This is a genomic window from Pseudomonas sp. MF4836, from assembly GCF_002018875.1.
Classification (GTDB): Bacteria; Pseudomonadota; Gammaproteobacteria; order Pseudomonadales; family Pseudomonadaceae; genus Aquipseudomonas.
In genome coordinates, this window is record NZ_MVOL01000011.1 from 53518 (window position 1) to 79652 (window position 26135).

29 protein-coding genes are annotated in these 26135 nt (G+C 58.4%); 13 read left to right on the forward strand and 16 right to left on the reverse strand.

Annotation, left to right across the window (positions count from 1 at the left end; all coding sequences use genetic code 11):
* The first annotated feature begins 55 nt into the window (after positions 1–55).
* A complete protein-coding gene (locus MF4836_RS35175) occupies positions 56–796 on the forward strand; it encodes a hypothetical protein (protein ID WP_161955766.1) in 741 nt (246 codons plus the stop codon).
* A gap of 79 nt (positions 797–875) precedes the next feature.
* Here the strand turns inward: MF4836_RS35175 and MF4836_RS23685 are convergent, their stop codons facing one another.
* The 4 genes from MF4836_RS23685 to MF4836_RS23695 all read right to left on the reverse strand — a co-directional run bounded on the left by MF4836_RS23685 (position 876) and on the right by MF4836_RS23695 (position 4778).
* Complete coding sequence (locus MF4836_RS23685; protein ID WP_078472332.1) at positions 876–1769, reverse strand: hypothetical protein; 894 nt, start codon at positions 1767–1769, stop codon at positions 876–878.
* 50 nt (positions 1770–1819) lie between these two features.
* Entirely contained in the window at positions 1820–2311 is a 492-nt protein-coding gene (locus MF4836_RS23690; RefSeq protein ID WP_078472333.1) for a hypothetical protein, read from the reverse strand.
* Between the two features lie 57 nt (positions 2312–2368).
* The gene (locus MF4836_RS35180) at positions 2369–2680 is read right to left on the reverse strand and encodes a hypothetical protein (RefSeq protein WP_144269764.1); all 312 of its coding nucleotides are present in this window, start codon (positions 2678–2680) and stop codon (positions 2369–2371) included.
* A gap of 559 nt (positions 2681–3239) precedes the next feature.
* Entirely contained in the window at positions 3240–4778 is a 1539-nt protein-coding gene (locus tag MF4836_RS23695; protein ID WP_008438435.1) for a tyrosine-type recombinase/integrase, read from the reverse strand.
* Between the two features lie 281 nt (positions 4779–5059).
* Between MF4836_RS23695 and MF4836_RS23700 the strand changes: the two genes are divergently transcribed.
* Together MF4836_RS23700 and MF4836_RS23705 are read left to right on the forward strand one after the other, a co-directional pair.
* Positions 5060–5389, forward strand: a complete 330-nt coding sequence (locus tag MF4836_RS23700; protein ID WP_078472334.1) for a hypothetical protein — start codon at positions 5060–5062, stop codon at positions 5387–5389.
* A gap of 26 nt (positions 5390–5415) precedes the next feature.
* The gene (locus MF4836_RS23705; protein WP_020298448.1) at positions 5416–5784 is read left to right on the forward strand and encodes a PH domain-containing protein; all 369 of its coding nucleotides are present in this window, start codon (positions 5416–5418) and stop codon (positions 5782–5784) included.
* Here the strand turns inward: MF4836_RS23705 and MF4836_RS23710 are convergent.
* The 5 genes from MF4836_RS23710 to MF4836_RS23730 all read right to left on the reverse strand — a co-directional run bounded on the left by MF4836_RS23710 (position 5762) and on the right by MF4836_RS23730 (position 10008).
* Positions 5762–7042, reverse strand: coding sequence for an MFS transporter (locus MF4836_RS23710; protein ID WP_078472335.1), 1281 nt, complete (start codon positions 7040–7042; stop codon positions 5762–5764). The genes MF4836_RS23705 and MF4836_RS23710 overlap by 23 nt on opposite strands.
* 187 nt (positions 7043–7229) lie before the next feature.
* Entirely contained in the window at positions 7230–7745 is a 516-nt protein-coding gene (locus MF4836_RS23715; protein WP_078472336.1) for a hypothetical protein, read from the reverse strand.
* 157 nt (positions 7746–7902) lie between these two features.
* Positions 7903–8730 (reverse strand): GNAT family N-acetyltransferase, encoded by an 828-nt coding sequence (locus MF4836_RS23720; RefSeq protein ID WP_238596185.1) that lies wholly within the window; start codon positions 8728–8730, stop codon positions 7903–7905.
* A gap of 213 nt (positions 8731–8943) precedes the next feature.
* Positions 8944–9549 (reverse strand): acyl-homoserine-lactone synthase, encoded by a 606-nt coding sequence (locus tag MF4836_RS23725; protein ID WP_078472337.1) that lies wholly within the window; start codon positions 9547–9549, stop codon positions 8944–8946.
* Between the two features lie 87 nt (positions 9550–9636).
* Entirely contained in the window at positions 9637–10008 is a 372-nt protein-coding gene (locus MF4836_RS23730; RefSeq protein WP_078472338.1) for a DUF4902 domain-containing protein, read from the reverse strand.
* 129 nt (positions 10009–10137) lie between these two features.
* Between MF4836_RS23730 and MF4836_RS23735 the strand changes: the two genes are divergently transcribed.
* From MF4836_RS23735 to MF4836_RS23745, 3 genes are all read left to right on the forward strand, one after another.
* Complete coding sequence (locus MF4836_RS23735) at positions 10138–10854, forward strand: autoinducer binding domain-containing protein (protein WP_153050270.1); 717 nt, start codon at positions 10138–10140, stop codon at positions 10852–10854.
* A 407-nt stretch (positions 10855–11261) separates the two neighbouring features.
* Positions 11262–12155, forward strand: a complete 894-nt coding sequence (ppk2, locus tag MF4836_RS23740; RefSeq protein WP_161955768.1) for a polyphosphate kinase 2 — start codon at positions 11262–11264, stop codon at positions 12153–12155.
* A gap of 125 nt (positions 12156–12280) precedes the next feature.
* On the forward strand, positions 12281–13261 hold the full coding sequence (locus MF4836_RS23745; RefSeq protein WP_238596186.1) for an NAD-dependent epimerase/dehydratase family protein: 981 nt from the start codon (positions 12281–12283) through the stop codon (positions 13259–13261).
* Here MF4836_RS23745 and MF4836_RS23750 read toward each other — a convergent pair.
* The 3 genes from MF4836_RS23750 to MF4836_RS23760 form a co-directional block, all read right to left on the reverse strand.
* The gene (locus MF4836_RS23750; RefSeq protein WP_078472341.1) at positions 13227–13622 is read right to left on the reverse strand and encodes a MerR family transcriptional regulator; all 396 of its coding nucleotides are present in this window, start codon (positions 13620–13622) and stop codon (positions 13227–13229) included. The genes MF4836_RS23745 and MF4836_RS23750 overlap by 35 nt on opposite strands.
* A 67-nt stretch (positions 13623–13689) precedes the next feature.
* Positions 13690–14589, reverse strand: coding sequence for a DMT family transporter (locus tag MF4836_RS23755; protein ID WP_078472342.1), 900 nt, complete (start codon positions 14587–14589; stop codon positions 13690–13692).
* A 63-nt stretch (positions 14590–14652) separates the two neighbouring features.
* The gene (locus tag MF4836_RS23760) at positions 14653–15276 is read right to left on the reverse strand and encodes a glutathione S-transferase family protein (RefSeq protein ID WP_078472343.1); all 624 of its coding nucleotides are present in this window, start codon (positions 15274–15276) and stop codon (positions 14653–14655) included.
* A gap of 81 nt (positions 15277–15357) precedes the next feature.
* Between MF4836_RS23760 and MF4836_RS23765 the strand changes: the two genes are divergently transcribed.
* Together MF4836_RS23765 and MF4836_RS23770 are read left to right on the forward strand one after the other, a co-directional pair.
* Complete coding sequence (locus MF4836_RS23765) at positions 15358–16206, forward strand: AraC family transcriptional regulator (RefSeq protein WP_078472344.1); 849 nt, start codon at positions 15358–15360, stop codon at positions 16204–16206.
* Positions 16207–16244: 38 nt separating this feature from the next.
* A complete protein-coding gene (locus MF4836_RS23770; RefSeq protein ID WP_078472345.1) occupies positions 16245–16976 on the forward strand; it encodes a hypothetical protein in 732 nt (243 codons plus the stop codon).
* A 42-nt stretch (positions 16977–17018) separates the two neighbouring features.
* Here the strand turns inward: MF4836_RS23770 and MF4836_RS23775 are convergent, their stop codons facing one another.
* Together MF4836_RS23775 and MF4836_RS23780 are read right to left on the reverse strand one after the other, a co-directional pair.
* Positions 17019–18284, reverse strand: coding sequence for a sensor histidine kinase (locus MF4836_RS23775; protein ID WP_238596194.1), 1266 nt, complete (start codon positions 18282–18284; stop codon positions 17019–17021).
* Between the two features lie 71 nt (positions 18285–18355).
* A complete protein-coding gene (locus MF4836_RS23780) occupies positions 18356–19066 on the reverse strand; it encodes a response regulator (RefSeq protein ID WP_078472347.1) in 711 nt (236 codons plus the stop codon).
* Between the two features lie 167 nt (positions 19067–19233).
* Between MF4836_RS23780 and MF4836_RS23785 the strand changes: the two genes are divergently transcribed.
* Together MF4836_RS23785 and MF4836_RS23790 are read left to right on the forward strand one after the other, a co-directional pair.
* The gene (locus MF4836_RS23785) at positions 19234–20022 is read left to right on the forward strand and encodes an MlaA family lipoprotein (RefSeq protein WP_078472348.1); all 789 of its coding nucleotides are present in this window, start codon (positions 19234–19236) and stop codon (positions 20020–20022) included.
* A complete protein-coding gene (locus MF4836_RS23790; RefSeq protein WP_078472349.1) occupies positions 20012–20284 on the forward strand; it encodes a hypothetical protein in 273 nt (90 codons plus the stop codon). The genes MF4836_RS23785 and MF4836_RS23790 overlap by 11 nt, the downstream gene beginning before the upstream one ends.
* A gap of 273 nt (positions 20285–20557) precedes the next feature.
* On the opposite strand, the gene MF4836_RS23795 is transcribed toward MF4836_RS23790, so the two are convergent.
* Complete coding sequence (locus MF4836_RS23795) at positions 20558–21718, reverse strand: MFS transporter (RefSeq protein ID WP_078472350.1); 1161 nt, start codon at positions 21716–21718, stop codon at positions 20558–20560.
* 98 nt (positions 21719–21816) lie between these two features.
* On the opposite strand from MF4836_RS23795, the gene MF4836_RS23800 reads away from it, so the two are divergent.
* The 3 genes from MF4836_RS23800 to MF4836_RS23810 all read left to right on the forward strand — a co-directional run bounded on the left by MF4836_RS23800 (position 21817) and on the right by MF4836_RS23810 (position 25146).
* A complete protein-coding gene (locus MF4836_RS23800) occupies positions 21817–22737 on the forward strand; it encodes a LysR substrate-binding domain-containing protein (RefSeq protein ID WP_078472351.1) in 921 nt (306 codons plus the stop codon).
* A 126-nt stretch (positions 22738–22863) separates the two neighbouring features.
* A complete protein-coding gene (locus tag MF4836_RS23805) occupies positions 22864–24807 on the forward strand; it encodes an alkaline phosphatase D family protein (protein WP_078472352.1) in 1944 nt (647 codons plus the stop codon).
* Positions 24808–24858: 51 nt separating this feature from the next.
* Positions 24859–25146 (forward strand): hypothetical protein, encoded by a 288-nt coding sequence (locus MF4836_RS23810; RefSeq protein ID WP_078472353.1) that lies wholly within the window; start codon positions 24859–24861, stop codon positions 25144–25146.
* A gap of 70 nt (positions 25147–25216) precedes the next feature.
* Here MF4836_RS23810 and MF4836_RS23815 read toward each other — a convergent pair whose 3' ends face one another.
* On the reverse strand, positions 25217–26083 hold the full coding sequence (locus tag MF4836_RS23815) for a hypothetical protein (protein ID WP_078472354.1): 867 nt from the start codon (positions 26081–26083) through the stop codon (positions 25217–25219).
* Positions 26084–26135 lie beyond the last annotated feature (52 nt).

Below are 26135 nucleotides of genomic sequence, written 5' to 3' on the forward strand. Positions count from 1 at the left end.
TGAATCAGCGCCTTGCCAAATGCTATAATTCGATAAACAACAACCCTTTACTAAAATGGACCAAACCAACCAGAAACAAACAAAAAAAAGTAAGCTGTATGTATTCCTAATGTTTACGTTAAGCTTTATAGGTGCAAGTGTCTTTTTTCTATCTGTTTCATATTTTATCCTTCTACATAAAAGCCTTGATCGACAAGGCTATTATCTTCACCATTACATGAAAGATGAATATATAACACCAATGCTTTACGCCTCTGTTGCGGCGGGTTTAACTTTTTTCATTTGGCAAAGCATTAGAAACATTATCAACACAAAAAATAGTAAATTCGATAGGGAAAGTTTTCATTTATCATATTTAGTGGTTTTTCTGATATTCACTATGACTTTTTTAACTTTAATAACTACACAGATTAGATTTGAGCTTTTGAAAACCCAAGATATCAATTTGATACTGGAAGATGCAACCTTGGAAAAATATGGAGCATACAGCGCGTCACGCGCTCCATATTATGAATACAAAAATGCCCAGTTCAGCTTCATTAAAGAACAAGGAGCCAGCTTATTAAAAACACAGAACATTAGTAATTTATATGCCACCAGCATGCTCATTAAACCAATCGAACCGCCTTACTATGATTTACACAACTTATCTAGGGTTGAACTGGAAGCAGGTTTATGGCCACTATTTATTTTTAATTACTTGGTCGCTTTACAATTTTTCTTGGCGATATTATTAAATCTTTGCGTTTATTTAACATCTAAAATGTTACCTACTACCAATCCACAAGAGAGGTAACGATTTTCTGTGTTATTTAAGATTGATGATTGCTTACAAAAAATGCCTCTTATGAGGCTTTTTCTTTTGTGGTCAGTCATCAGAAGGTTATGAGCTTCACAGCATGCTCAAATGCATTTTCCCTCGCTTTGACGTGCCCGAGGCTCATCAGGAAGGCCAACACGTCATCACTGCTGTAATGCTCTGCAAATGCCTGCCTAGCCACCTTCCTGTCGATTACATCGTCAATCACGGCATCACCAAGAAGCCTAGATTTGTACACCAGCGTTTCACGTAACGCATTTAGGTAGAAAGCGGTGTCATCAGGGCTACCAGCTTCAACAACAGGCGCTGTGAGCTTCATTCCCCTTACCTTCTGTATCTGAGCCACACATTCAGAGCAGGAACGCTTTAGAGAGCGATTGCAGGTCACGAATGACCCTGTGCCATGGTGCTTGAATCCAGCAGCGTGGATAGGTGCTTCAAGGCTCCTTGGACGAGGTACGCGCAAGGTGCTGACACTCTTGTTCAGAGCCCAAACGAACATCTGCGCGTTGTAGGCATACTGGTCATCAGCTTTATCTTTGTCGATCCTACACACCAAGTCGTAACGCTTGCTGTGAAGGCTTCCCTTGATGGTTGTTACCAGAGTGGGGGCAAAGCCAAGGCTAGCCAGGTCTTTGAGCTTTACGGACGTGACAGAGCTGATAGCAAGATAGTGGTAGGTCTTTGACTTCGGGACAATAGTTACGTCATACCCTTCTATGTTTTTTGCGCTCATCAGCTTGAAAAGCTTGTCGGTCAGCAGGTCATCTGCAGTGAAGAACTGATCCTTCACACCTTGCGCATTGAATGCTTTCAGACAGAAAGCCGCCTTGCCTTTCTCAATCAAGGCTTCTGTAGCCGGGTGGAATATTACTTGGAATTTGTCAGCTTCAAAGGATGCTAACTGGTTTGAAAAATGGTCGATTCTAGCTATTTTTGTTTTTGTCATTTTTTCTCTCTTTTTTTTTATTTTTTCTCCTTATGGAGTAGTTGCGAAAATCAGAATGGGATAAGCCCATCAACACCTTCTTGATTCATATCATTATTAAATTGCTTATATTTCTTGAATTTCTCTTTACAAATCTGTCCGCTTACCAAAGCAGCAGATCTAAACGATTTGTTCAATGCGCTAGGCATTTTCATCTTCTCATCAATACTACCTTTACAAGCAAACTGGACATTTACCTTAAAAGTCGTTTCACCACCAGTCCTATTACTATTTTTAGTCTCAATGAAATTCATATATCTCAAAACATTTAGGGATTTCTTACGAGTATTTTCAGAAACGTCCAAGTACTTATCAAGGTCATGCAGGTTAACTTTGCACTCATTAAATCTATCCATATTTTCGACTGCAGCCATCAGGATTTGCCCAGCCACTTTATCAAAACCAACTACCGCAATATAATAAGGCATTGCGCTCGTAAGAATTTGCGCGTAAAAATTCTTTTCTAATTTATTAAATGTTATACTATTAAAAGGGTTCTTCATCTCAACCTCAACTCATTAATTAGACTGTTTGCCGCAGTCTTTTTATTTTTCTATCAATTAAAGGTTAAGGAACTTAACTTCAATCCACATCATTCCATGGGCTTTATCATGCTCAACAGCTATCAATTTCTGCTCAATTAAAACGTTCATGCATCTGCGTACATTTTCGCTTGTGCAATCCATCCACTTCATAATCTCTGCTTTGTCCGTATAGACGACATGCAAGCCAGTTTCTGTTTTATCAGCAGCAGTACAGAGTTTTATCAATAGCGTATGCGCGGAGTGTTTTGTCAAAGCCACTTTACAAAGAGCTTCCAAGGCTTTGTCAGAAGTAGGCAGTTTTATATATCTTCTATTCTCAATGTTCATGTTGATTATTATTTAGTTTGTTTTAATACGATAGCATTTGAAAAATACAAAATTGTGGTTTAAGCACAAATTTGTTGAAAAATATTTTAGTATGAGAAAATAAAGCAAACTTTGGAGTACAATTTTTTGTACTCCAAAAAGAGAAATTCCACAAATATGTTGGAAAACACCGCTTTAGAGTACAGTTTTTTGTACTCTAAAATACCTTTACAGTACAATTTTTTGTACTCTAAAGTCTCTACAGGCCACGGAAATCAAGGACTGAAAACCTATAGCGCGCGCGTATAATTTTAGATCTCATTAAAAACTTAAAGGCGTCAGCAAATCTAGCCATCAATTGCTGGGTAATGGATCATGCGTTGGAATTGAAAATGCATTCGACAGGTCAATGACTTTGATTGATCCTTTAAGCTCATTCCTGTTAAGAGGTTCGGGCACTCGCTGCGCGAAATTGTTCAGCACTGCAAGCCCCAAACCTTTGGATCATGCCTTTGTCGCTTAAATATCCGTCAAGATACTTTATTAATTAAAGCTATTCCGGCATTTCCATGAACGTACATCAAATATCAAATTTAACCTTTTCAATAGCTTCTTTCTTTGCCATGGGTGTTGGTCCATCTGAGTAACGATCAAATGTCATTGAAAGACTACCGCCCACTTCATGCCCGACAATCGACATTACAAGTATGTTTTTCGTATCGGCACGTTCAAGCTCCGTGACCATTGTGTGTCGAAAGGAGTGAAAAACCAAATCCTTTGGATATCCAAGCGCAATTTTAAAGGCAGAGAACTCACTGCTCATTTCTTTAGATTTTGTTCCATACTTACCGCCTCGATTCGTTTTCAGCAAATATCCGTCTTTGGATTCAGCCTTTAAACGTTTAACAAGGGTTAGCAATTCTGAGTGAATTGGTACAAGCCTTTCACCAGCGTTGGTTTTTGACTGTTTAATATCTATGCAGTAAACACCATCTACCTCAACCAAATCTTCAACCTTGATTTGGCATATTTCTTCTATTCGTGCGCCTGTGTAGCATCCGAGCCTGATCAAATCAGCAAGGCGTGTCTTTTCTTGGCTTATAGCATTACTGTAGAGCGCCTTGACCTGTTCCTTGGTAAAACCTTTACGAGCATCCTCTTTCCGCGCACCACGGCGTATTTTAGCCACAGCGTGATTTGCAAATGGATTAACTGGATATTTTTGTCTGAAATCCACGTTATTGAACATGAATTTGTAAAAGGCATTGTAGGAACAGAGGTACTGCAATTTCGTTTTATCGGCACATTCAAGCGATTCCAAGAAAACACGAACCGATTCATAATCAAGCTCAAATTTCTGTTTTTCCAGAAACGACTTAAGCATGTTCAAGCGTTTTACGTGCCGATCAATAGAGCGCAGCGTTACCTTACGTTTCACTTCATATTTGTGAAACTCAACGAAATTCTTCTCTGTCAGAGGATGCCTTTTGACGAACTTGGTTGGTTCTGCAATGAAGGTTTTGACCTGTTCCTTCTCTGCATTGGTTTCTGCATATCCGTGGAATGAACCTAATTCAAGGGTATTTTCCAGCTTCTCAAGGAGCCCTTCCGATTGCTTGAAGGTTTTGCTTGGTTGGCTCTGGAATTCGTTCAGCTCAGTCAAAATCGAAGCCAGTGCCGGGTGCAAATCCTCACCAAGAGCCTCTTTTTCTTCAGCCAAAAGATTCAAAAAACTATGGTGGCTCTCTATTTCCTTCACTGCCTGTACGTCTTCATATTCTGAATCTTGAAAGGCTTTCTTCCTATCATCTTTCCGCTCCATCAGCCTGCGCTTGATCTCGCCCAGGTTCTGGAACATTTCGTCAAATTTCACATCGACTGGCAGTGAAGCTAGGTTCTGCATTTCTTGCTCAATGACGAGCTTGCGCCGTTCCACTGCTATGCGGTTTTTGAACTCATGCAGATCCTTGGTACGAAGCACAAGGGCTTCGCTCTTACGACCCGTTTTGAGGCTCTTGATGAACTCAGTTCGGTTCCCAAAAGCAGACCTAACATCCTTGGGAATCGCTACGCGGACGTACCACGTTCCATCGATGTTTTTGAGATTATCGACCGCCATAGCGTGAGCATCCTGTACAATTTTTAACCTGAAGGCATATGGCCTTCTCATCTGCACAGAATGTAATGCCACGAACAGCTTTTTGGAAGTGGTTTTTGGAAGTAAAAATTGCTGGAAGCACCGCATATCAAGGTTTACAGGGGGTTGCGCCATTTTAGGAGACAGTTCGAGTCTCCCTCGGGGCACCAAATTAAAAAAGACCTTGTTGATCAAGGTCTTTTTTTTCGCCTGCAGAAAAGTGATGATCGCCGCCCGATCACCACAGCAGAGGACCCCGCTCCATGGAATCGACGCTGGAAACCGTTGCGCTGTTTGCCCTCAAGCTGGCCCATGAGACGGATGATGCAAGCCCGGTCTTGCGTGATGACCCGATCATGGCCGCGTATGAGCGGGAAGCCTTTGGCTTGCTGGTGCGCAATGGCGATATCGCGGCCATCCAACTCAAGCTGGGGCAATGCGTGGCTGTGGCGCTTACCGCGTTGGGCGGTGCGCAGAGTGTCATGGGCCGGGAATTGCAAAAGCTGGCGACCGAGGTCGACCAGGCGCAGACCCTGGAGACGCTGCACGCTCCCCTGCTTGCACTCAGGGATTACCTGAAAGACATTCAGTAACGGATTTCCACCACAAGGACTGGACCATGATCGACTTCAATAACAAAGGCTTCTTCAAGCTCAAGCAAAACGATGAATACGCCGAACGCGTGACCTCCCTGTTGCTGGAGGACGAGCAAGTCATCGATTCCTACAAGTCCATGCGCGACGGGGTGGTCTTCACCACCAAGCGGATCATTGCCGTGAACGTGCAAGGGATCACCGGCAGCAAAAAGGACTTTACCTCCCTGCCCTACAAAAACATCGTCGCCTACTCCGTGGAAACCTCGGGCACCTTTGATCTGGATTCGGAGCTGGAAATCTACTTTTCAGCCCTGGGGAAAGTGAAGTTCGAGTTCACCGGCAGGACCTCGATGGTTGAGATTTCCAAGCTTATTTCCAGGCACGTGCTCTGACCTGACCGCGCAGCATCAGCCCTGCGCCCATCAGCAACAGGCAAGCGGCGCCAAAGATGTAGGCGCCGTAGATGTCGATGAACAACCGTTGCTGGCTGGCCACGGCCTGCGCCAGGTTGAGGGTCTGGGACGCCATCAATGTGCCCAGCAAGGAGGCGATGGCCAGGACCGGGGTCAGCGTGGCCGAAACCCGGCCCATGAAACCTTCCGGCACTGCCTCCTGCAACATCGGCCCCTGAACGATGGCGAACACCGAAAAACACAGGCCGCAGACCGCCATGATCAGCCATGCCAGATAAAACGGCGGGCTGAGGGCGTAGCCCAGATAACCCAGCCCCAGGCAGAACAGCGAGGCGCTGAAAGCCTGGCGGATGCTCCATGAGCGCAGCAGCGGTCGCACCAGCAGCGCGGCAATCAGGCCTCCGATGGGGAATGCGGCGAGGATCAGGCCGTACTCCGAGGCGCTCAAGCCCAGGGTCTTGAAGGCGTACAGCGACAACACCACGTTGTTCACCCCCAGGGAAACTCCGTACAACGCCATGCCGATCAGCAGGGTTCTGATAGCAGAGTGACCCCAGGCAAACCTCAGGCCCGCCGCGACCCCACCCCAGAATGAAGGACGCTCGGTTTGCGCCGCCAACCGCCGACCCAAGTCTCGGGTCAGGACGATGCACAGCGCGGAGCCGGCAAAGGCCAGCACATTGATCAACAGTGCCCAGAGTGGCCCGACCAGCACAAACAACGCCGGCCCCAGGGATGCGCAGATGACGGAGATGCCGGTCAGGGAAAACATCGCCTTGGCCGAGGCCTCGACCCGGCGCTCGGCCGGGAGCACCGCTTGCATCACGGCCTGGCGCGAGGGGTTGAAGAACTGCGCGGCCACGCTGTTCACAAACAGCAACAGCAGCACTCCAAAGAGCACTTGCCCCTGCTCAAGTTGAAACAGCCAATAGGCACTTATAAAGAGTAGGAAGTGGATGACCCTGGCCACGTCCGCCGAGATCATCACGTACAGCGGAACCAGGCGGTCCACCCACGCCCCCGCCAGGGGCGCCACCAGCACCCGGGGGATCGCCGACGCTGCCACGGCCATGCCGACGGCGCTGGGCAGAAAGGCGCTGTCGCGATACAGGTCGGTCACCAGCCAGACGATGACCGTGCTTTCAAACACGAACTCGCCGAACGAAGACAGCGCCTGGCCCAACCACAGCAGGGAAAAGTTTCTGCTGATGAAAAAATCTGCGAAGCGCTGTTTCACAACCAGGACACCTTAGGCTCATCCGTGCATTCAGGTGCAGCCAGCGCGGGCTGATCCATGAAAAGAAGGGCCCGGCGAGTTGCCGGCCCCCTTTGTGCAGCAACACCCTGAGGGGAAAGTTGATCGAAAGCAATGCATTGACGCCAGTGACAGCAGCGGCCGGCCTTCGATCCGACCGCCCCCCCTCTTACATCTTCATCTTGTAAGGCTTGGACTTGGCCACCACCTGGAACTGCCGAGTCTTTTCGTCCCACACCACAACACCGTCGGACTGCACCATGTCGGTCCCGGCGTAGCCCAGGCTCGACATGAAGATCATATTGCTGGTGGGCCGGTACGCCTTGCCGCCGCTGACCTGGGGCAGGTCGCTGCCTTCGCTCGGGAACTGCATGGGTGACTTGTAGATCTTGCCGTCATTGACGTCGACAAAGGCCGTGCTCTGGCAGCCGGTGCCGCAACTGAACGAGGTCACGACAAAATGCCCGGCGAAGTCCGCCTGGCGGCCCACCGCCCATTGCACGGCGTCCTTGGACTTGAGGTCCTTGGCGTAGGCCGGGTTCGACTTCCAGTCGACCTTGGCCAGCGGCTTGCTGGCTACGGCGGAGGCGGGATACGCCTCGAACGTGAAGCGCTCATCAGCACCCGCAGTCGCTGCACTGACCATGGCACCCGCCAGCAGCCAACCGCACAGAATCCTTTTCATTGTGTATCCCCGTAGCACGTTGAGAAACGCAGGAGCCGCTTCATTTCAGAAGCCACGATAATACCAAAATGATATTGATCAACGTCAGCATCGCAAGGCAGGTGCCGCGGGGAACAGCAGGGCGCGGCCTGGGCCGCCAGATAGGATTGGGATCGGCTCAATGGCCGAAGTACAGCTTGACCTGCTCGCCGACCACGTTGAACCCAATGGCGCGAAGCCGTTTGTACAGTGGCCCGGAGGAACTGGTGAAGGTCAGGGGGATCTTGCCCCGGGCATGGACGGCGGTGCACAGATCACCCAGCAGGCGGTCCGCCACGCCACGGGCACGATGCCGCGACTCGACGTAAATAAAGCCCAGTTGCTCATGAAGCTCGTCACTGGTGATCAATGCCGCGCAACCACCCACTTCCCCGTCGACCTCGATCACGAACAGGCAGCCCCGCGCCAGCAGGCGGGTCACGCTGTGGTGCGCCTGCTCTCGGCTGCACACCAGGGCCAGCTGCGCATCGCACTCCATCTGGATCTGGTAGTCGATCAGTACTTCAACATCGTTCAAGCGGGCCAGACGGGTTTTCAGCGTGTCGTCCTGCTCGACCCGGCACGGCTTGAGTTGCTTGAGCAGCACTTCGTTGCGCTGGCTGAGAAAGGGCTTCCAGGTCTCCGGCCACGCCTGGGTCAGCGCCTTGGTCGCCGCTTTCGGGCCCAGGGCCATATGCGGGCTCTGGGCCAGGATGCTGACCGTATCGAGCAATTCCGGGGAGACCTCGCCGGCCGGCAGAATCAGCGGCATGGCAAACGGCGGCAAGGCCGGCAACAATGCAATCGCGCCGACCACCTCGCCGTTACGGCGCTGGACATGCACGTTCAAGCCATCGGGACGATTGCGCAGCACGCCCGAGAAGAACAGCAGGCCATCGCCGTCCGCCGCGGTGCTGATGAAGCCGAGCAGTTCCTGATAACGATGCTCTGCGAGGTACTCGATCATCACGGTGTTAATCACTCTGCATGATTGAATGGGCAACCGGGCCAGCGTGGGTCGCCGGCTCCTGCGGGGCTCGCCCGGGGTGCCGGACGGCAACTTCTCCACAGCCCCATAAATCCCCATCAAGTGGGTGCTGGCTAATAACAAATACGGCGCAGCCCCATAACCACTGCGGCTCGTTAGTCCATTAACGGGCTGGCGAGCCGGGTGGTTAAATCAGTTGGAAAACGCTCGGGGCGGACATTCGATATCCAGGGCCGAACGGGTCTGGTGATCAATTTCAATCCAGAAGGCAATCACGGGTTTGTCATCAATTAGTTGCGGCGCGGCAATACGGTGAACATTGACCCCCATGCGCTTCAACAAACGCTCATTGCCCACGGCCGATACAGCGATCAAACGTTCGGCGCCCAGGCTTAATGCCGTCACCAATACTTTGCGCACCAGGGCGACAGTATTGGCCCAGGCCTGGGTGGCGCTGGTAGTGCCTGTTTTTGAAGGAGTAATGGCGAAGCGGGAGAGTTCCCAAGTCCGCGGATGGTTAGGGAGACTGGCGCCTCCCATCAGATGGACAAAGTGTTCCGATAACAAGTAAGGCTTGGTAGTGGGCAATAAGCGCGCACAACCACGAACACTGTTATCGGGATCCAGGACAATAGCGTAAACAGTATCGGGGCGATCAAACTCATCTTGTTCAAAACCTTCAGGGCAACTAAGTGGCCACCCCATTTTCTTCACAAAGATTTCGTAACGATACTCCGCGAGCCCATTCATCACACTTTGATTTATTTCACTACTCATTCCCGCAATCAAACGCAACATAACCCCCTCCAATTGGCCAACCCACCAATTAGAGATACAACCCCCCTATTTTCATAGCTGCCCATTCGGGCAGGTCAGGGCCTCAAATCAAGGACACTGCCGCTCCCAGGCCAGGCAAGACAGCCAGCTGATCATCAGGTTGTGGGAGATGTTGCTGCCCATGTCATAGCCATTGGCACAGCGCAGCATCAGGTTGCTGCGCAGCCCTTCGGGCCCGAGCAAGGGACGCCGGCGACCGGCCAGGCGAAACCAGGTCCAGCCGATACTGATGCCGGGGGCGGCGTGGCTTTTCCACTCGCAGTAACCGGCCGCGGTTGCGTTGACCCCCAGGCCCTGGAGTTCGTCGCGCAGCTCGTCATCCTCCCAGGACATATGATGAACAAAGCGTGTCTCCATGAACTCTTTAACTGAAACTCTGATAAAGCCATCCACCATTAATGTCATAAGTTCCTCTGGCATTGTTTATCGCATGTTTAATAAGAACAATAGAAAACCCTATAAGCATAAAGTACAATTACGCCCTACACCTTATGCCGCGGCATTACAGCATATTGCCGGATCCACGGATGTGTGACAGGAAAAACAACCATGCTTTTGGCTGATTGGCGCGAAGAGTTTCTAGCAGTGTGTACAGAGTCGACATCCGAACTGGCATTGTTTTCCAGCTTGCAAAGTATCGCGGAGGATCTGGGTTTTAAGTCGTGCTCTTATGGTATTCGACTGCCTCTTCCCATCAGCGCCCCTTCGTTCCATTTGCGCTCCTCCTACCCCAAGGCCTGGGAGGAGAGCTACATCAGCAATAACTACTTCTTTCTCGACCCGACGGTGCGCCATGCGCTGAGCACTCACCTGCCCCTGGCCTGGGCGGCGCAGGACAGTGTCCAGGACGGGCCCTTCTGGGAGGAAGCACGGATGCACGGCCTGTCCCACGGCTGGTGCCAAAGCACGTCCGGGCGCTTTGGTGATATTGGCCAACTGTCCATGGTGCGCAGTCACGGCATCATTTCGGCCAAGGAACTGGCCCATCAGGAACATAAGCTGATGTGGCTCACCAGCCTGGTGCATTCGACTATGCGCAACTTCCTGCTGCCGGAGCGCTTGCCCGAATCCCAGGCTGGGCTGACTGATCGCGAGAAGGAGGTCTTGCGGTGGACAGCGTCCGGCAAGACCTATTCCGAGATCGGCGACATTTTGACCATCGACGCCCGCACCGTGAAGTTTCACATCGTCAACACCCTGAAAAAGCTCAACGCAGCCAATAAAGCCGAAGCCGCCGTCAAGGCCACCATCCTCGGCATGCTCTGACCGCCCCTTCCCCCAGGCCCACCGGCCAGCTTGCGGCAGAGCGGCACGATCAGCCGATCGTGCCGCTCGAAGCGCTGCGCAGCACATTCCCACACGCCCTCCAGATAAATCCCTCGCCCGTTACAGATTCTTCCCCGGCAAACCTTGATCAGGGTCAAAAACCAGCGCCATCACGCTCCTAAACTGTGACCAAGACATCAGAACTAGAAAATAGGTCCTCCATGAGCGAAGAATCCACCGTACGCCCCTTGCCCGCGCCTTCTGCCAAAGCTGCCAAGCCGGCCACCACCGCCAGCACCAGTACGCCACGCAAACCGGCCACTGCCCGCCCACGCCGGCCGCGCACCACCAAGGCGGCACCAGTCAAAGTCGCCGAAGCCCAGATCAGCGCCATCAGCCAGAAGCCGATTGCCCTGCAAGTCGCCAGTGCGCCCCGTGGCTCCAATGAAGACAGCGTGTCGGCGGCACTGCCCGCCACCTACCCGTACCGCAGCCGGATGCGCCGCGCCGAGTATGAAAAAGCCAAGCACGAGTTGCAGATCGAACTGCTCAAGGTGCAAAGCTGGGTCAAGGAAACCGGGCAGCGGGTGGTCGTGCTGTTCGAAGGCCGTGACGCTGCGGGCAAGGGCGGCACCATCAAGCGCTTTATGGAGCACCTGAACCCACGGGGCGCACGGATCGTGGCCCTGGAAAAACCATCCGACCAGGAAAAGGGCCAGTGGTACTTCCAGCGTTATATCCAGCACCTGCCCACCGCCGGGGAAATGGTGTTCTTCGACCGCTCCTGGTACAACCGCGCCGGCGTCGAGCGGGTCATGGAGTTCTGCTCGCCCCTGCAGTACCTGGAGTTCATGCGTCAGACCCCGGACTTGGAACGCATGCTGTGCAACAGCGGCATCCTGCTGTTCAAGTACTGGTTCTCGGTCAACCGCGAAGAACAACTGCGGCGCTTTATCTCCCGGCGTGACGACCCGCTCAAGCACTGGAAGCTGTCGCCGATCGACATCAAGTCCCTGGACAAGTGGGATGAATACACCGGCGCCAAGCAGGCGATGTTCTTCCACACCGACACCGCCGATGCGCCGTGGACGGTGATCAAGTCGGACGACAAGAAACGCGCGCGTATCAACTGCATTCGTCACTTCCTGCACTCCCTCGACTACCCGGGCAAAGACCTGCGCGTGGCTCATCATCCCGACCCGCTGCTGGTGGACCGAGCCTCGCGGGTCCTGGAAGAAGACGAGCGCGGCTCGAACAAAACCGCAGGCACCGCCGTCGATCACCTGGCGATGCCGGCCTGAGCCTGATGCGCCACCAACCGGTGGCGCACCGGGAGCTGTTCACCCGCCCTTGACTCTGTCCCTAGGGACAAGCCGCACCCTGCCTTATCTGTTTCAGCTTCCGCCGTGGCGGATAAGGCCAATAAATGAACACCCTCGCAATGGTCACCGGTGCCAACGGGCACCTGGGCAACACCCTGGTCCGGGCCCTGCTCGCCCGGGGACAAACAGTGCGCGCCGGGGTTCGCGAGCCGGATCGCAGCCCGGCCCTGGACGGGCTCGACTGCCAGCGGGTATACGCCGAACTGCAAGACCCGGACTCCCTGCGCCAGGCCCTGCAAGGGGTTGATGTGCTGTATCAGGTGGCGGCGGTGTTCAAGCACTGGGCCAAAGACCCACAGGCGGAAATCGTCGAGGTCAACGTACAAGGCACGCGCAACATCCTGCGTGCTGCCGCCGAGGCCGGGGTCAAGCGGGTGGTCTATGTCAGCTCGGTGGCGGCGGTCGGGCACAACGGCCAGCCCCTGGACGAAGGCACCTGGAACAGCGACCAGCGCAACCCCTATTACCGCTCGAAGATCCTCGCCGAACGCGCTGCCTGGGAATGCGCCCAGGCCCATGACCTGTCGCTGGTCACGGTGCTGCCCTCGGCCATCATCGGCCCCCATGCCACACGGCTCACCGACACCATGGGCTTTCTCGCCGCCGTACTGGTACGCAAACTGGTGCTCGACCCCCACTTCCACTTCAACTTTGTCGATGTGCGCGATGTCGCCGATGGGCTGATCCGCGCCGCAGAGCATGGCCGCCCCGGCGAGCGCTACATCCTGGCCAATCGGCACGCGTCCTCCCTGGCCGAGGTGATCGAGGCCCTCAATAGCCTGAGCCCAGGTTGGCGCCTGCCGCGCCGGGCGCCCAAAGCCTTGCTGCTGCTGATCGCCTGGCTGCAGGAACAGCGCGCTCGGTACAGCCAGCAACCGGCCGAACTGCTGCGCAGCCAGGTGCAGATGTTTTACGGGGTGCGCCAGGAATACTGCATCGACAAGGCCAGCACCGAGCTGGGCTATCAGCCGCGCTCACCCCACGACGCCCTCAGGCAGGCATTTGCGCATTTACTGGCGCGCTGAAATCGGCCGCTGGCGCGAACTGCTGGTTGATCTGCCGTTGCAGCTCGCTCAGGCGCTGCTCCTGAAGTTGCAAGGCGAGGATCTGCGCCTGCAACTCCAGGCGCTTGGCCTCGATGCCCTGGTTGGCCAGCCCCAGGGGAAATGGCGCCTGATGCTGCTTGGCCGCCAGCAACTGGCTCATTTCCCCGAGCTTGAACCCCACGGACTGGGCACTGCGGATCATCCGCACCAGGGTCAGGTGATGGGCCGTGTACAGCCGGTAACTGCCACGGCGCTGCGGGGCCAGCAGGCCCATCTGCTCATACAGGCGTATCGCCTTGGGGGTGCACCCCGCCAACTTCGCCAGCTCACCTATATACATCGCCGCCTCCACATTGCCCGACGCGCAGCTTACGGGCAGTGCCCGGGGCGTGTCTTGGCTGGCGCATTCACACCGGTTCGTTCAGCGCCGGCGCCTTGTGCGGCGGTTTGATCGAGCCGATGTACACCGCCACCACCGTCAGCAAGGCGCCACTGATTTGCAGCGCCGAGCTGGCCTTGCCGAGAAAGGCCACATCGATGAAGTAGGTGATCACCGGCTCCAGCAACAGAATCAAGCCGGCCAGCCCGAGGCTGATGGCGCCGATGGAGCGGTTGACCAGCAACCAGCCGACAAACTGCACCAGCACCCCATAAATGATCAGCATCAGCAGCGTCTGCCGATCAGCGATTACCAGGCTTTCGCCCATGGCCAGGGCATACGCCAGCAGCACCAGGGCTGACCACAGGCTGAGGTTGAGCATCTGCGCAATTTTGTCGCCGCCACCGTCCGGCAAGCCGGTGTTGACCTTGAGGAAATACACGCACACCGCATAGGCCAGGCCCGACAACACGCCGTAGACCACGCCCTGGATACCGACGCTGCTGCCCATTTCCGGCAGCAGCAACATATACAGGCCGACAAACGCCAGGCTGATGGACAGCACAAAGTACAGCGAGGGTTTTTCCTTGAGCAGTGAAAACCCGAGCAGGGTCATGAAGAACACCTGGCAGTTGGTCAGGATCGAACCGATGCCCGGGCCGACGATGTAGATGCTCTGGTGCCAGAGAATCAGGTCCACCGCCAGAAACACCCCGGCCAGCGCCGTGTACAACCGGGCCTTGCGGCTGGGTAGACGCACCGGGACCTTGCGCAGCTTGAGCAACAGGTAAAACAGCACGGACGCGAACAACATCCGATAGAAGCCGGCGCCGCCCGCCCCGATATGGGCGAAGGCCACGGCCAGGGCAGAAAGGCTGAGCATCAAGCCCCCCACCGTCAACTCAAGTACAGCCCTGTTGGTCGACATACGCGACTCCATGAAGGGTTAGGCAAAATGCTTCAGACCCGCAGCCGGCTGGCTGCGCGGCGCTCAACGCTCGTCTGCGGCCAGGCGCAGCCATTGCTGCACGGGGGCGCTGGCCAGTACGGCGTCGACATAGTCCTGCAAGGCGTGCGGCACCTCGATGCCATAGCGCCGCAAACGCAAGACTACCGGTGCGTAGAAGGCGTCGACAATACCAAACCCGCCGCACAGGAACGGACCTCCACTCAGGCTGCGCAGTGGGTTCCAAAGGTCAAAGATACGCTGCAGATCGGCCTGGGTTTCGGCCGCCAGCACGGGCGGCTGCTCCCCGGTATCGACCCCGAACGACAACTGGGTACGCAGCGCGACAAACCCCGCGTGCATCTCGGCGCAGGCCGCACGGGCCAACGCGCGCAGGGTTTTATCGGCGGGCCACAGCCCGGCGTCGGGGCAGGTTTCGGCCAGGTACTCGGCAATCGCCAGGCTGTCGTTGATCGCCAACTCGCCCTGGAACAGCACCGGCACCTTGGCCGATGGCGAATACTCGAGAATCGCCTGGCGCGTATCCGCCTGGTCCAGGCGGACCTTGATCACCTCAAAGGACACACCGGCGCTGACCAGCACCAGCCAGGCACGCAGCGACCAGGAGGACTTGCGGTAATCGCCTATCAACAATTGCGTGGGGTTCATTGGATCTAGCTCGCATTACGGGATGGGTGCTAAATTTATCCGCCGTTTTATCCACCGTATTGCACAAAACTGGACAGGCTCATGGACCACCGCCCCACGCGCAAAGAGCCTGCAACCCCGGCTGGCGACTTCTCCCAGTTCTGGCGCATTGCCGAAGGCGACTGCGAGCTGCTTTCAGCGCGCTACAGCCAGCAGACCTTCGGCCGCCATTCCCACGAGCGCTACGCCATCGGCGTGATCAGCAGCGGCGTGGAAAAACTCTTCTACCGCGGCGCCCATCATCTGGGCGGCGCCGGCAGCGTGGTCACCATCAGCCCCGGCGAGATCCACGACGGCGTGCCCGGCAGTGCCGACGGCTGGATGTACCGCATGCTCTACATCGACCCGGCCTGGCTCAATCGGGTGATCTTCCAGGGACGCTTTGCAGCGGAGCACATCCACCTGTTCCGCGAGGTGATGCGCCAGGATCCGACCTTTGCCCAATGGTTCTTGCAGCAGCACCAGGTCCTGGAACGGACAAACCCCACCCTTGAGCGCGAGACCATCCTCCTGGAGCTGGTGGCACAGCTGTTCCAGCGCTGCGGCGTGGCCGTGAACCTGGTCGATGGCGCCGAGCGCGATGCGGTCCGACGCATCCGGAAAAAACTCGACGCGGATTTCGATAAAAACATCCCCCTCGAGGAACTCGCGCAACTGGTCGACCTCGAACCGCTGTACATGATCCGCGTGTTCAAGAACCAGCTCGGTATTTCACCCCATAGCTACCAGATCCAGAACCGCGTGGCCCAGGTGCAGAAGCTGCTGCGCAGCGGCGCCAGCCTGGCGCAGGCGTCCCTGAGTTGCGGTTTCTTCGATCAAAGCCATATGGCCCGTGCCTTCAAGAAAGTAGTCGGGGTGACCCCCGGCAGCTTTCGCAACAGCCGCGCCTGAATTGCCCCCAGGGCCAACGCCCCCAGAAAGGACTCCCCATGAGCAGTACCCCGGACTTCAAGCAACTGCCGACCGGCGCCGTCGCCTTCCCCGAACCGAGTGCCGTGTTCGTCGCCGACCAACAAGGCCTGGCCCGCCACCTGCACCCGCTGTTAAGCATCGACGCGAGCATGGTCAACCCCGAGTGGTCCGGCCAGCTGCACCTGCTCAGCCCCCTGGAGCCCTACGAGGGCCTCGTGGGCGAGCTGACCGAGGATTGGGAACTGCACAGCGAGCTGCTGAAAACCAACTGGATCGGCTTCAAGCTGGAAGAAGGCCGCTACCGCCTGTGCGGCGATCCACGCTACTTCTTCCTCGATGAAGGCAACACCCAATTGCACGAAGGGCGACCGGACCTGCAGGAGGAGCTGCTGGAACACTACGCCGAACAGCAGGCGGCCTTTGAAGCCAACCGCCAGTTCTATCGCGAACACGGTCACCTGGCCCGCACCGACTGGGGCAGCGACCCGGTGGAGTTTATCGATACCCTGGGCGGCGAGCTCGACGGCCGCGCCAACTGGGTGGAAACCGTGGAATTCCCCATGGACGTGGTCGAAGTCGACGATGACAGCGGTGATTCCAGCGTCTGGCCCCTGAGCCCTGCTGGACGCCGCTTCCACCATGTCCTCAGCGTCCCCGGCTGGCATTACCGCAGCGCCGGTGCCGACCGCATCGTCATGTTCTACGAACCCGTCGACGGCCTGGTCCTGTTCACCTTCGACTGGTCCTGACCTGTCGCCGCTGCCGAACACGCCCCGAGCCTTCGGCAGCGGCTACACCGGTAACGTCACCCGTGCTTCCAGGCCGCCGCCTTCGCGGTTGTGCAGGGTCAACTGGCCGCCGTGCTCGCGCACGATCGCCCGCGCCGACGACAGCCCCAACCCCACGCCGCCGGTGCTTTTATTGCGCGACTGTTCCAGGCGAAAGAACGGCTCAAATACCTGTTCCAGGCAATCCGCGGCAATCCCCGGCCCCCGGTCCAGCACGCGGAGGGTCAACTGCTGCGCCCCCTGTTCCAACACAATCTCCGGCTCGCCGCCGTACTTGATCGCGTTGTCCAACAGATTGCTCATCACCCGCCGCAGCCCCAGGGGCCGGCCGCTGTACACCAGGCGTGGCGGACCGCTGAAAGCGATATCAATGGCCTGGTCCCGGTAATCGTCGATCAGGGTTTGCACCAGTTCCGCCAGATCCAGCGGGGTCGCCTGCTCCAGGCGTGCGTCGTCGCGAAAGAACTCCAGGGCCGAATTGATCATGGCCTGCATCTCGTCCACATCACGAAACAGCCGCTGCTGTTGTTCCGGGTCTTCGATAAATTCCCCGCGCAAGCGCATGCGCGTCAGCGGCGTCCGCAAATCATGGGAGATGGCCGCGAGCATCTGCGTGCGGTCTTTGATGAAGTGCTGCAATTGCGCCTGCATGGCATTGAACGCCAGGATCGCCTGGCGAATTTCATGGGGCCCCACCGGTTCGATCGGCGGCGCGCGAAAATCCACGCCAAACCGTCGCGCACCCTGGGCGAACTGTTGCAGCGGCCTGGCCAGGCGGCGGGTGGCCAACAGCGCCACCAGGCCAGCGGACATCAGCACCAACAGCATCACGATCAGGTTGCGCGGCCCCTCCTCCAGCCCCCAACTGCGCGAAGCCGAGGAGAACATCAGCCAGGAGCCATCGCTCAATTGCAGCAGCAACGCATAGCGTCCGCCAGGGCCGGGCCAGTCACTGGGTTGGTAGGCCTCAATACGCGCCTCCGGCGCCTTGAGCAAACGACGCAGGCCTTCGGAATCCTGGTGGTACTCCGGGTCGTCGACCACTGGCACCTCGATCCCTTGGCGCGTGGCGTACCAGGCCACCGTCACGCCCCCATCGCTGACCGCCTGGGTCAGGTGTGAACGACTGGCCGGCTCCGAGGCGTCGAGCAGATTGACGATGGAGGCAATCCTGTCCACCAGGCCGGACTCGCTCAACGGCGGATACGCCCAGACCCCGGCCAGTTGCACGAACAGCGCGTTGAACGCCAGGGCTGTGAGCATGGCCATGATGATGGTCAGGGCGATCCAGCGCTCCACGGTGTCCCGCAGGCGGTAACCCAGCGCCGCCTTGAACCCCTTCACTGGCGGGTCACGCTGGGGGTGAACAGGTAGCCGCCGTTGCGCACCGTGCGAATCATCGCCGGGCGCTTGGTGTCAAACTCCAGCTTGCGGCGCAGGCGGCTGACCTGCACATCGATGCTGCGATCAAAGGCGTCGTGGGCGTGCCCGCGCGCCAGGTCCAGCAACTGCTCGCGGCTGAGGATGCGTTGCGGGTGCTCGACAAACACCAGCAGCAGGTCGAACTCGCCAGCCGAGAGCGGGATCATCACCTGATCCGGCGAACGCAGTTCGCGCCGGGTGACGTCCAACTGCCACTCGGCAAACTGGATCAAGGGCCGTGGCACCTCACCGAGCAGCGGTCGGTTCTCGCCGGCACGGCGCAGCACGGCACGTACCCGGGCCAGCAGTTCGCGGGCGTCGAAGGGCTTGCTCAGGTAATCGTCGGCGCCCATCTCCAGGCCCACCACCCGGTCGCTCAATTCCCCCATGGCAGTGAGCATGATCACCGGCGTCGCGTGCAGCAGCCGCAGGCGTTGGCACAGGGTCAGGCCGTTGTCGCCGGGTAGCATCAGGTCGAGGATGATCAGGTCCGGCAGCTGCTGCGCCAGCGCCGCCCACAGCGAGGCGCCATCGGTGGCGACCGCCACCTGATAGCCGTGCTGGACAAAAAACTTCTTCAGCAGCGCGAGGACCTCAAGGTCGTCGTCCACGATCAACAGACTGCTCACCAGCGGGCATCACTTCAGGTCGGAAAGAGTCGCTATCTAAAACCATTCGGCCCGCTCCGTCATATATTTCAACCCGGTAACAAACCGTCAGCGGCGCAACAAAGCAGACATCTTTGCGCAAGGTGCGGCTGCCAGGATCGGCGCACTTTCCTGGAGACTGCGCGCTCATGCCCTCACTGACTCACTCCCTGGCCCCGGCCCGTCACGCCGCCCTGCTGTTGACCCTGGCTTACCTCACCGGCTGCAGCAGCCAGCCGCCAGCCGGCAGCGACCCCTGTGTCCAGAGCGCCACCTCGGTGTACGACCCGGCCGAGCCGCTCAACCGTGGCATCTTCGCCTTCAACCGCACGCTGGATAAATACGCCCTGGCCCCCGTTGCCCGGGGCTACCGGCAGTTGCCGGATGTGATGCAACAGGGTGTGCATAACTTTGCCAGCAACTTCGGCGAGCCCAAGGTCCTGATCAACGACCTGCTGCAGGGCAACCCGCAGCGCTCGGTCAACACCCTGGGGCGCTTTGCGGTCAACAGCACCGTGGGCGTGCTGGGCCTGATCAACGTCTCCGACCCGATCGGCATCCCGCGCCACACTGCCGACTTCGGCCAGACCTTCGGGGTGTGGGGCATCGGCAACGGCCCCATCGTTGAACTGCCGCTGCTGGGCAACGGCAACAGCCGCGACTCGGCGGGCAAAATCCTCAGCTTCTTCGTCGACCCCTTTGGCGATCACAGCGACACCGTGCAAACCCTGGGCACCGTGGCCACGGTCGGCGGCATCGTCGACGAACGCGCCGCCCTGCTGCCGTTGACCGACAGCCTGGAAAAACTGCCCGACTACTACAGCGCCCTGCGCAACGTGGTCGCCGAACACCGCACCGCCTTTATCGAAGAAGGCAAACAGGGGGCCACCGAGCCCGCCCAGCACCGCTGCCCCGGAGCCACCGCCGATGACTTCTGAACGCCCCTGCCTGATGCTCCTGCAACGGGTGGCCAAACACGCCGACGCCACCCTGCATTGCCGTGAAATCAGCCTGCAACTGGCGGCCGATTCGCAACACCTGATCCTCACCCGCTACAACGAACGCTACAGCCCCGAAGGCATGGAATGGGTCGAACGCCGCCACCGCGTCAGCATCACCGACTTGATGCGCTGGGTGATCGAACACGGCCAGGCGCTGGAACTGGAACACAGCAACGAACCGCGCCGGGTGTCGGCCTAAGAGGGGCTCGGGCTTCACCACTGGGGCGAAGGTGACGCCGCCGGGAATTTTGCTGGAGGTGGTCATAGGCCACCTCCGAAGATTTTCGGCAGGCCAGGGAAGGAAGTCAGCGGCAAAAACCCATGCGTTCCTGTGTATAGAGCCAGCATGGATTTGTGGCGCCTATGCGCCCAGTGTTTGCGGGTTCACGGGCCCGGCCGCTGAATTAACAGCAGCACATCAAACCTAGTGCGGGCTTCACACGGCTCAATCGAGGCTTTGACGCTAGATATTTCACGCCTCTTCAGCCGACGACGCCTTTGTCCCCCGTCGAACTTCCCGACACACCACCGCACTCACCGCCAGACACCCCGCTGCCACTGAATACACCCACACCGACGGCGCCACCGGCAATAACACGCCGGCCAACAATGGCCCGATCCCGGCGCCGATATCGCGCCACACGGCGTTGGCGGCCAGTGCGCGTACCCGCCCGGGGCCGGGGTGGCGTTCGGCGACGACGGTGACCACCAGCGGCAGTTGCAGGGCGCGCAGGATCAGGACCAGGGCGCCGCCGACGATCAGCCAGTGCCAGCCGAAGCCGATCAGGGCGATGGAGGTGAGCAGGGAGAAGACGATAAGCATGCGGGTGGCGCCCCAGCGTTGTGCGGCAAGGCCGCCGAGGGGGCTGAGGAGCATTTCCGAGACGTAGCGCAGGGCCAGGAGTACGCCGGCGACCACCACGGCGTCGCCGGCCATCAGGTGTTCGGCTTGCAGCGAGAGGCCGATGATAAACAGGCCGTCGAGCACCAGGCCTTCGATAAAGGACCAGACGGCGACGCTGTCGGGGCGTTGAAAGCGCCGGGGCGAGCTGGCCAGGGGGTGGGGTTTGGCCGGGAGGCCGAAGGACAGCCAAAGGCCGAGCAGCGAGGTAGCGGCCATGACCAGGAAGATCAGGCGCGGGCCGTATTCCACCGTCAGCAATGCGCCCAGGGGCAGGGCCAGCATCGGCCCGGTGGCGATCAGCGCTCGGGAGCGGCCGGTGCGGCGGGCTGCGCCGCTGGGTTCGGCGGTGGCCATGACTTGGGTCGACAGGTTGAGCGCGGCGTAGGACAAGCCCCAGCCCAGGCGCAACACCAATAGCCACCAGAACCCGGACAAACTGGCGTAGCCCAGGGCACAGAGCGCGGCGGTGCCGGCGGCCAGCAGGCAGATCGGGCGGTCGCCGTGGCGCGCATAGAAGCGCATCACGTAGCTGTAGCCAAAGATCCTGATCAAACGGTTGGCCGCCAACAGCAGCCCGGCTTCGGCCAGGCTGACGCCAAAGGCTTCGTGCTGCATCGGCAGCAGCAGGTACAAGAGGGTGTCGCCGGGCAGGCAGAGGCCGAGGATCGACGCGGCGCGGGCTGAATCTCGATCAGTGCTGCGGGTGCTGCTGGGGATGGCATCGGGCATGGGCTGGGCAACCGGGCAAAGGCGGCCTTCAGGGTGGCGGCAAGCACCCGCGCTGACAAACGCTTTAATTGCGCCCTATATGTGACTAAATTAGACCCATGATTGCCGACCTCCCCCCGTTGAATGCCGTTCGCGCCTTTGCCGCCGCCGCTCGCCACGAGAGCTTCAGCCGCGCGGCCGAGGAGCTGCACGTGAGCCACAGCGCGGTCAGCCGCCATATCAAGTTGCTCGAAGAGCACCTGGGGGTGCTGCTGTTCGAGCGCCGGGTGCGGCAGTCGATACTGACCCCCGCCGGGCAGGCGTTTTATGAGCAGGTCAGCGTGGCCCTGACCCAGATCGCCAGCGCCGCCGCATCGTTGCGCCAGGGTGCGGCACTGCGCAAGGTGACGCTCAATGTGCGGCCATCCTTTGCCGTGCGCTGGCTGATCCCGCGCTTGCCGAACTTTATGGCGCAACACCCGCAGATCCAGCCCGAAGTGGTGACCAGCACCCAATACCCCGACCCGGCGCGGGAAACCTTTGACCTGGTGATTCGGCGCGGTCGGGCCGGCTGGTCGGCGGCGCTGCAACCGCAGCGGCTGCTGGAGGATGAAATGCTGCTGGTGGCTGCCCCCGCACTGCTGCACAACACCCCGCTGGCCAGCGCCCGCGACCTGGGCCGACACACCCTGCTGACCAGCCGCACCCGTGCCACCGACTGGAGCAAATGGACCGCCCACTGCGGCCTTGCGCCCCTGGGCAGCCCGCCTACCCTGCAGTTCGACCATATGCATTTTGTCCTGCAGGCCTGCGTCGATGGCCTGGGCCTGGCCCTGTGCCCGGCCTCGCTGTTGGGCAAGGACCTGGCCAGCGGCCGCCTGGTGTGCCCGTTGCCGACCTTGCACCAGCCGCTGCCGCGCTATTACTACGCGCTGTCGCCGGAAGCCGGGGCTGACGCCGAGCTGTTTATCCAATGGATGCGCGCGCAGATCGAGCAGGACGCACGGGATAACGTGGCCCAGGTGCCGGTAGCGCCTTGATGCCGCGACCCGGCTGACAGCAATCAGCGCCCTGCCCGGCACCACGCACAGCTTGATCTGACAATTCTTCGACATCCTCTACGGTAAGATTCGCGCCTGTGTTTGCCCTGTGAGCCCCGATCGTCCATGCCCCTGACTGCACCTGTTACCACCGCCCTGCCCCCCGTGCTGGCCGGCCCGCTGCTGCGGCGCCTGCAACCCACGCGCCTGGTGCTGTGGCTGGTGGGGTCGCGGGCGCTGCCACTGACGCTGCGCTTGCAGGTCGCCGCGGGCGAGCCGGCGCAGGACATCGCCCTGGACGCCCGGCAGTGCCAGGTGATCGCCGTCGGCCAACAGGCGTTCATCCACCTGATCGACGTCACCCTGGAGGCAGCCCTGCCCCAGGACGTCGCCATCGGCTACGACCTGCTGCTCGACCACGGCGATGGCTCCAGCTCCGGCATCGCCGACTGGGCGCCGCACCTGCTGTACGGCCAGGCGCGCTGCCCGGAGTTTGTGCTGCACAGCCGCCTCGGGCAGTTGCTCCACGGCTCGTGCCGAAAGCCACACCACCCGGCCAATGACGGTTTGCTCTGCGTCGACCGCCTGCTGGCCGAGGCCCCGGCGCCCGAGCAGCGCCCAGCCCTGCTGATGATGAGTGGCGACCAGGTGTACGCCGACGATGTGGCCGGGCCGATGCTGCGGGCGATCCACGCCCTGATTGCATGCCTCGGGCTGTTCGACGAACACCTGGAAGGCGCAGTGGTGGATGACAGTGCCGCGCTCTACGGCCACCGCGCCAGCTACTACCACCGCGCCGAATTGCTGCCGGCGCTGAAAAGCAACGAGACCCTGCGCGAACGCTTTTTTGGCGGGGTGAAAAAGCCGATTTTCACCAGCAGCAGCGCCGACAACCACCTGGTGACCTTCGCCGAAGTGCTGGCGATGTACCTGCTGGTGTGGTCGCCGCTGCCCTGGACCCTGATCGCCCCGTCACCACCGCAGTTGCTGCCCGCAGAGCAGGCCCGCTACCGACGCGAGCAGCAGCATATCGACGGTTTCGTGGCCGGCCTGGGCGGCGTGGCGCGGGTCATGGCGCACCTGCCGTGCCTGATGATTTTCGACGACCACGACATCACCGATGACTGGAACCTCAGCGCGCAATGGGAAGAAACCGCCTACGGCCACCCGTTTTCCAGACGCATCATCGGCAACGCACTGCTGGCCTACATGTTGTGCCAGGGCTGGGGCAACAACCCGGACGCGTTTCCCGCGCTGCTCGAACAGACCCGGGCCCTGAGCGGCACCCCACAGCAAGGGCACCTGAACGCCGCCGCCCAGGATCAACTGATCGATGAGCTGCTGCGCTTCCAGCACTGGCATTACGTGCTGCCGACCACCCCGGCGCTGGTGGTGCTGGACACCCGCACCCGGCGCTGGCGCAGCGAGTTCAACCTCGGCCAACCCTCGGGCCTGCTGGATTGGGAGGCCTTGAGCGAGCTGCAACAAGAGCTGCTGGACCACCCTTCGGCGATCATCGTCTCGCCGGCGCCGATCTTTGGCGTGAAGTTGATCGAGACCGTGCAAAAGGTCTTCAGCTGGTGCGGCTACCCGCTGCTGGTGGATGCGGAAAACTGGATGGCTCATCGCGGCTCGGCCCAGGTGATCCTGAATATCTTCCGCCACTCGCGGACTCCGGGCAGCTACGTGGTGCTGTCGGGGGACGTGCATTATTCATTCGTGTACGAGGTGCTGATCCGTCACCGCAAGAGCGGCCCGAGGATCTGGCAGATCACCAGCAGCGGCATCAAGAACGAATTCCCCCCGGCCCTGCTGGAATGGTTCGACCGCCTCAACCGCTGGCTGTATTCGCCGCGCTCGCCACTGAACTGGTTTACCAAGCGCCGACTGATGCGGGTCATCCCGCACATCCCCGAACGTGCCGAAGCCGGTGAGCGGCTGTGGAACTCGGCGGGAATCGGCCAGGTTTTTTTCAATGAACAGGGACAACCGCAGCAGATTTACCAGCACAATGCCGACGGCTCGGCGCCGACGCGGATGGTCGCGCCGGATGAGCCATCCAGCCGCTGAACCGGCCCGGTAAAACACCTTCGCCCCTGCCACTTGCGAGCCCCGCTGCTGATGAAAATCCTCTTCACCACCCTGGCCCTGCTGTTGCTCGGGGTACTGTTCACCGGCACCTACCAGACCATGGAGGACGGCTACGCCGAAACCCGGTTCTTCATCAAGAAGTCGCCGACCCTGCGTATCCGCTTCGAGAATATTTTTGCCTACGAGGCAGACGACAAGTCCCTGGTCGAACTCGACCACGAGCAACGTCAGCAGGTGATCGATTACTGCCGGTATCGCCTGGGCATCGTCACTCAGTTGCAGAGCCAGGAGCAACTGGAGCGGTGCAAGGCGCGATAAGGCTCAATCACGCCTCGACTCTCCAGTCGCAATGCCGGACATCCGCTGCGGCGCGGATGTCGGAGTGAAATCAGCCCGCGCGGTGCACTGGCTTTATCGCAGTCAAAAACTCATTGACCACTTTCAGAACCCACTCTTTGGCCTTTTGAGTATTGGCCAACTGCGCTTTGTCTGCGTCCTCGACAAAGCCTGGGATATGTTCGGGAGCAAGTTTGACGATAAAAGCGGCGGCATCATCGGCGGCAGATCTCTTATTGAACTCGTGCTCCAAACGCGCCATGGAAGCCGCGAATATTGAGCTCTTCATCAGTTGCTGACTGCGCTCCGTCAGTTCAGCGATGTTGTTCGACTGATTGATGATCAGGAATATATCGAAGGCATCCCGCAAGCGCTTTCCAAAACCAACCGAGCGTCCCTTGGACGAAAGAAAGCCGGCTTCGGTGGCGAAAGGCACCTTCAGAAAGGTTTCCGTTCCATCCATGGCCAGCCCCGATATCACCTGATACCTGGCTTCTTTTTCAGTGAAGATCACATCCGTGCCCGGGGTCGCGATGGACTCATAACGCCCCCACTGCATAATCAGGTCGGCTGAATCATCCGCATATTTCCTGTGCAGAAAATCCACATGAAAAATCATCGGTTCATTGTTGACCACCAGCTTTCTGTACACCTGGAACGCGTTCTTTGGCGCCCGCATATACCCCGAGTCCTTGACCATTGAGTCCAGAGCCCGAATAACATGCTCTTTGCTCAGCGCCGCATTCAAAATGATGTCGACGTCATACGTGCCTGTATGACGAATGGGCTTGGCGTTGAACAGGTAAGGGATCCAGCCGCCAATCACCGCATAGTCGATGGTTTCACGATTGAGCAACCCGGCCACTTCCAACAGCATGGCCTGCGCTGCTTCCTGTTCGCTTGCAAAGCTATACGTCATGTTCACTCCATCCTTATTGAATAGGGCTTATTGCTGCGGGGGCTGGCACCAG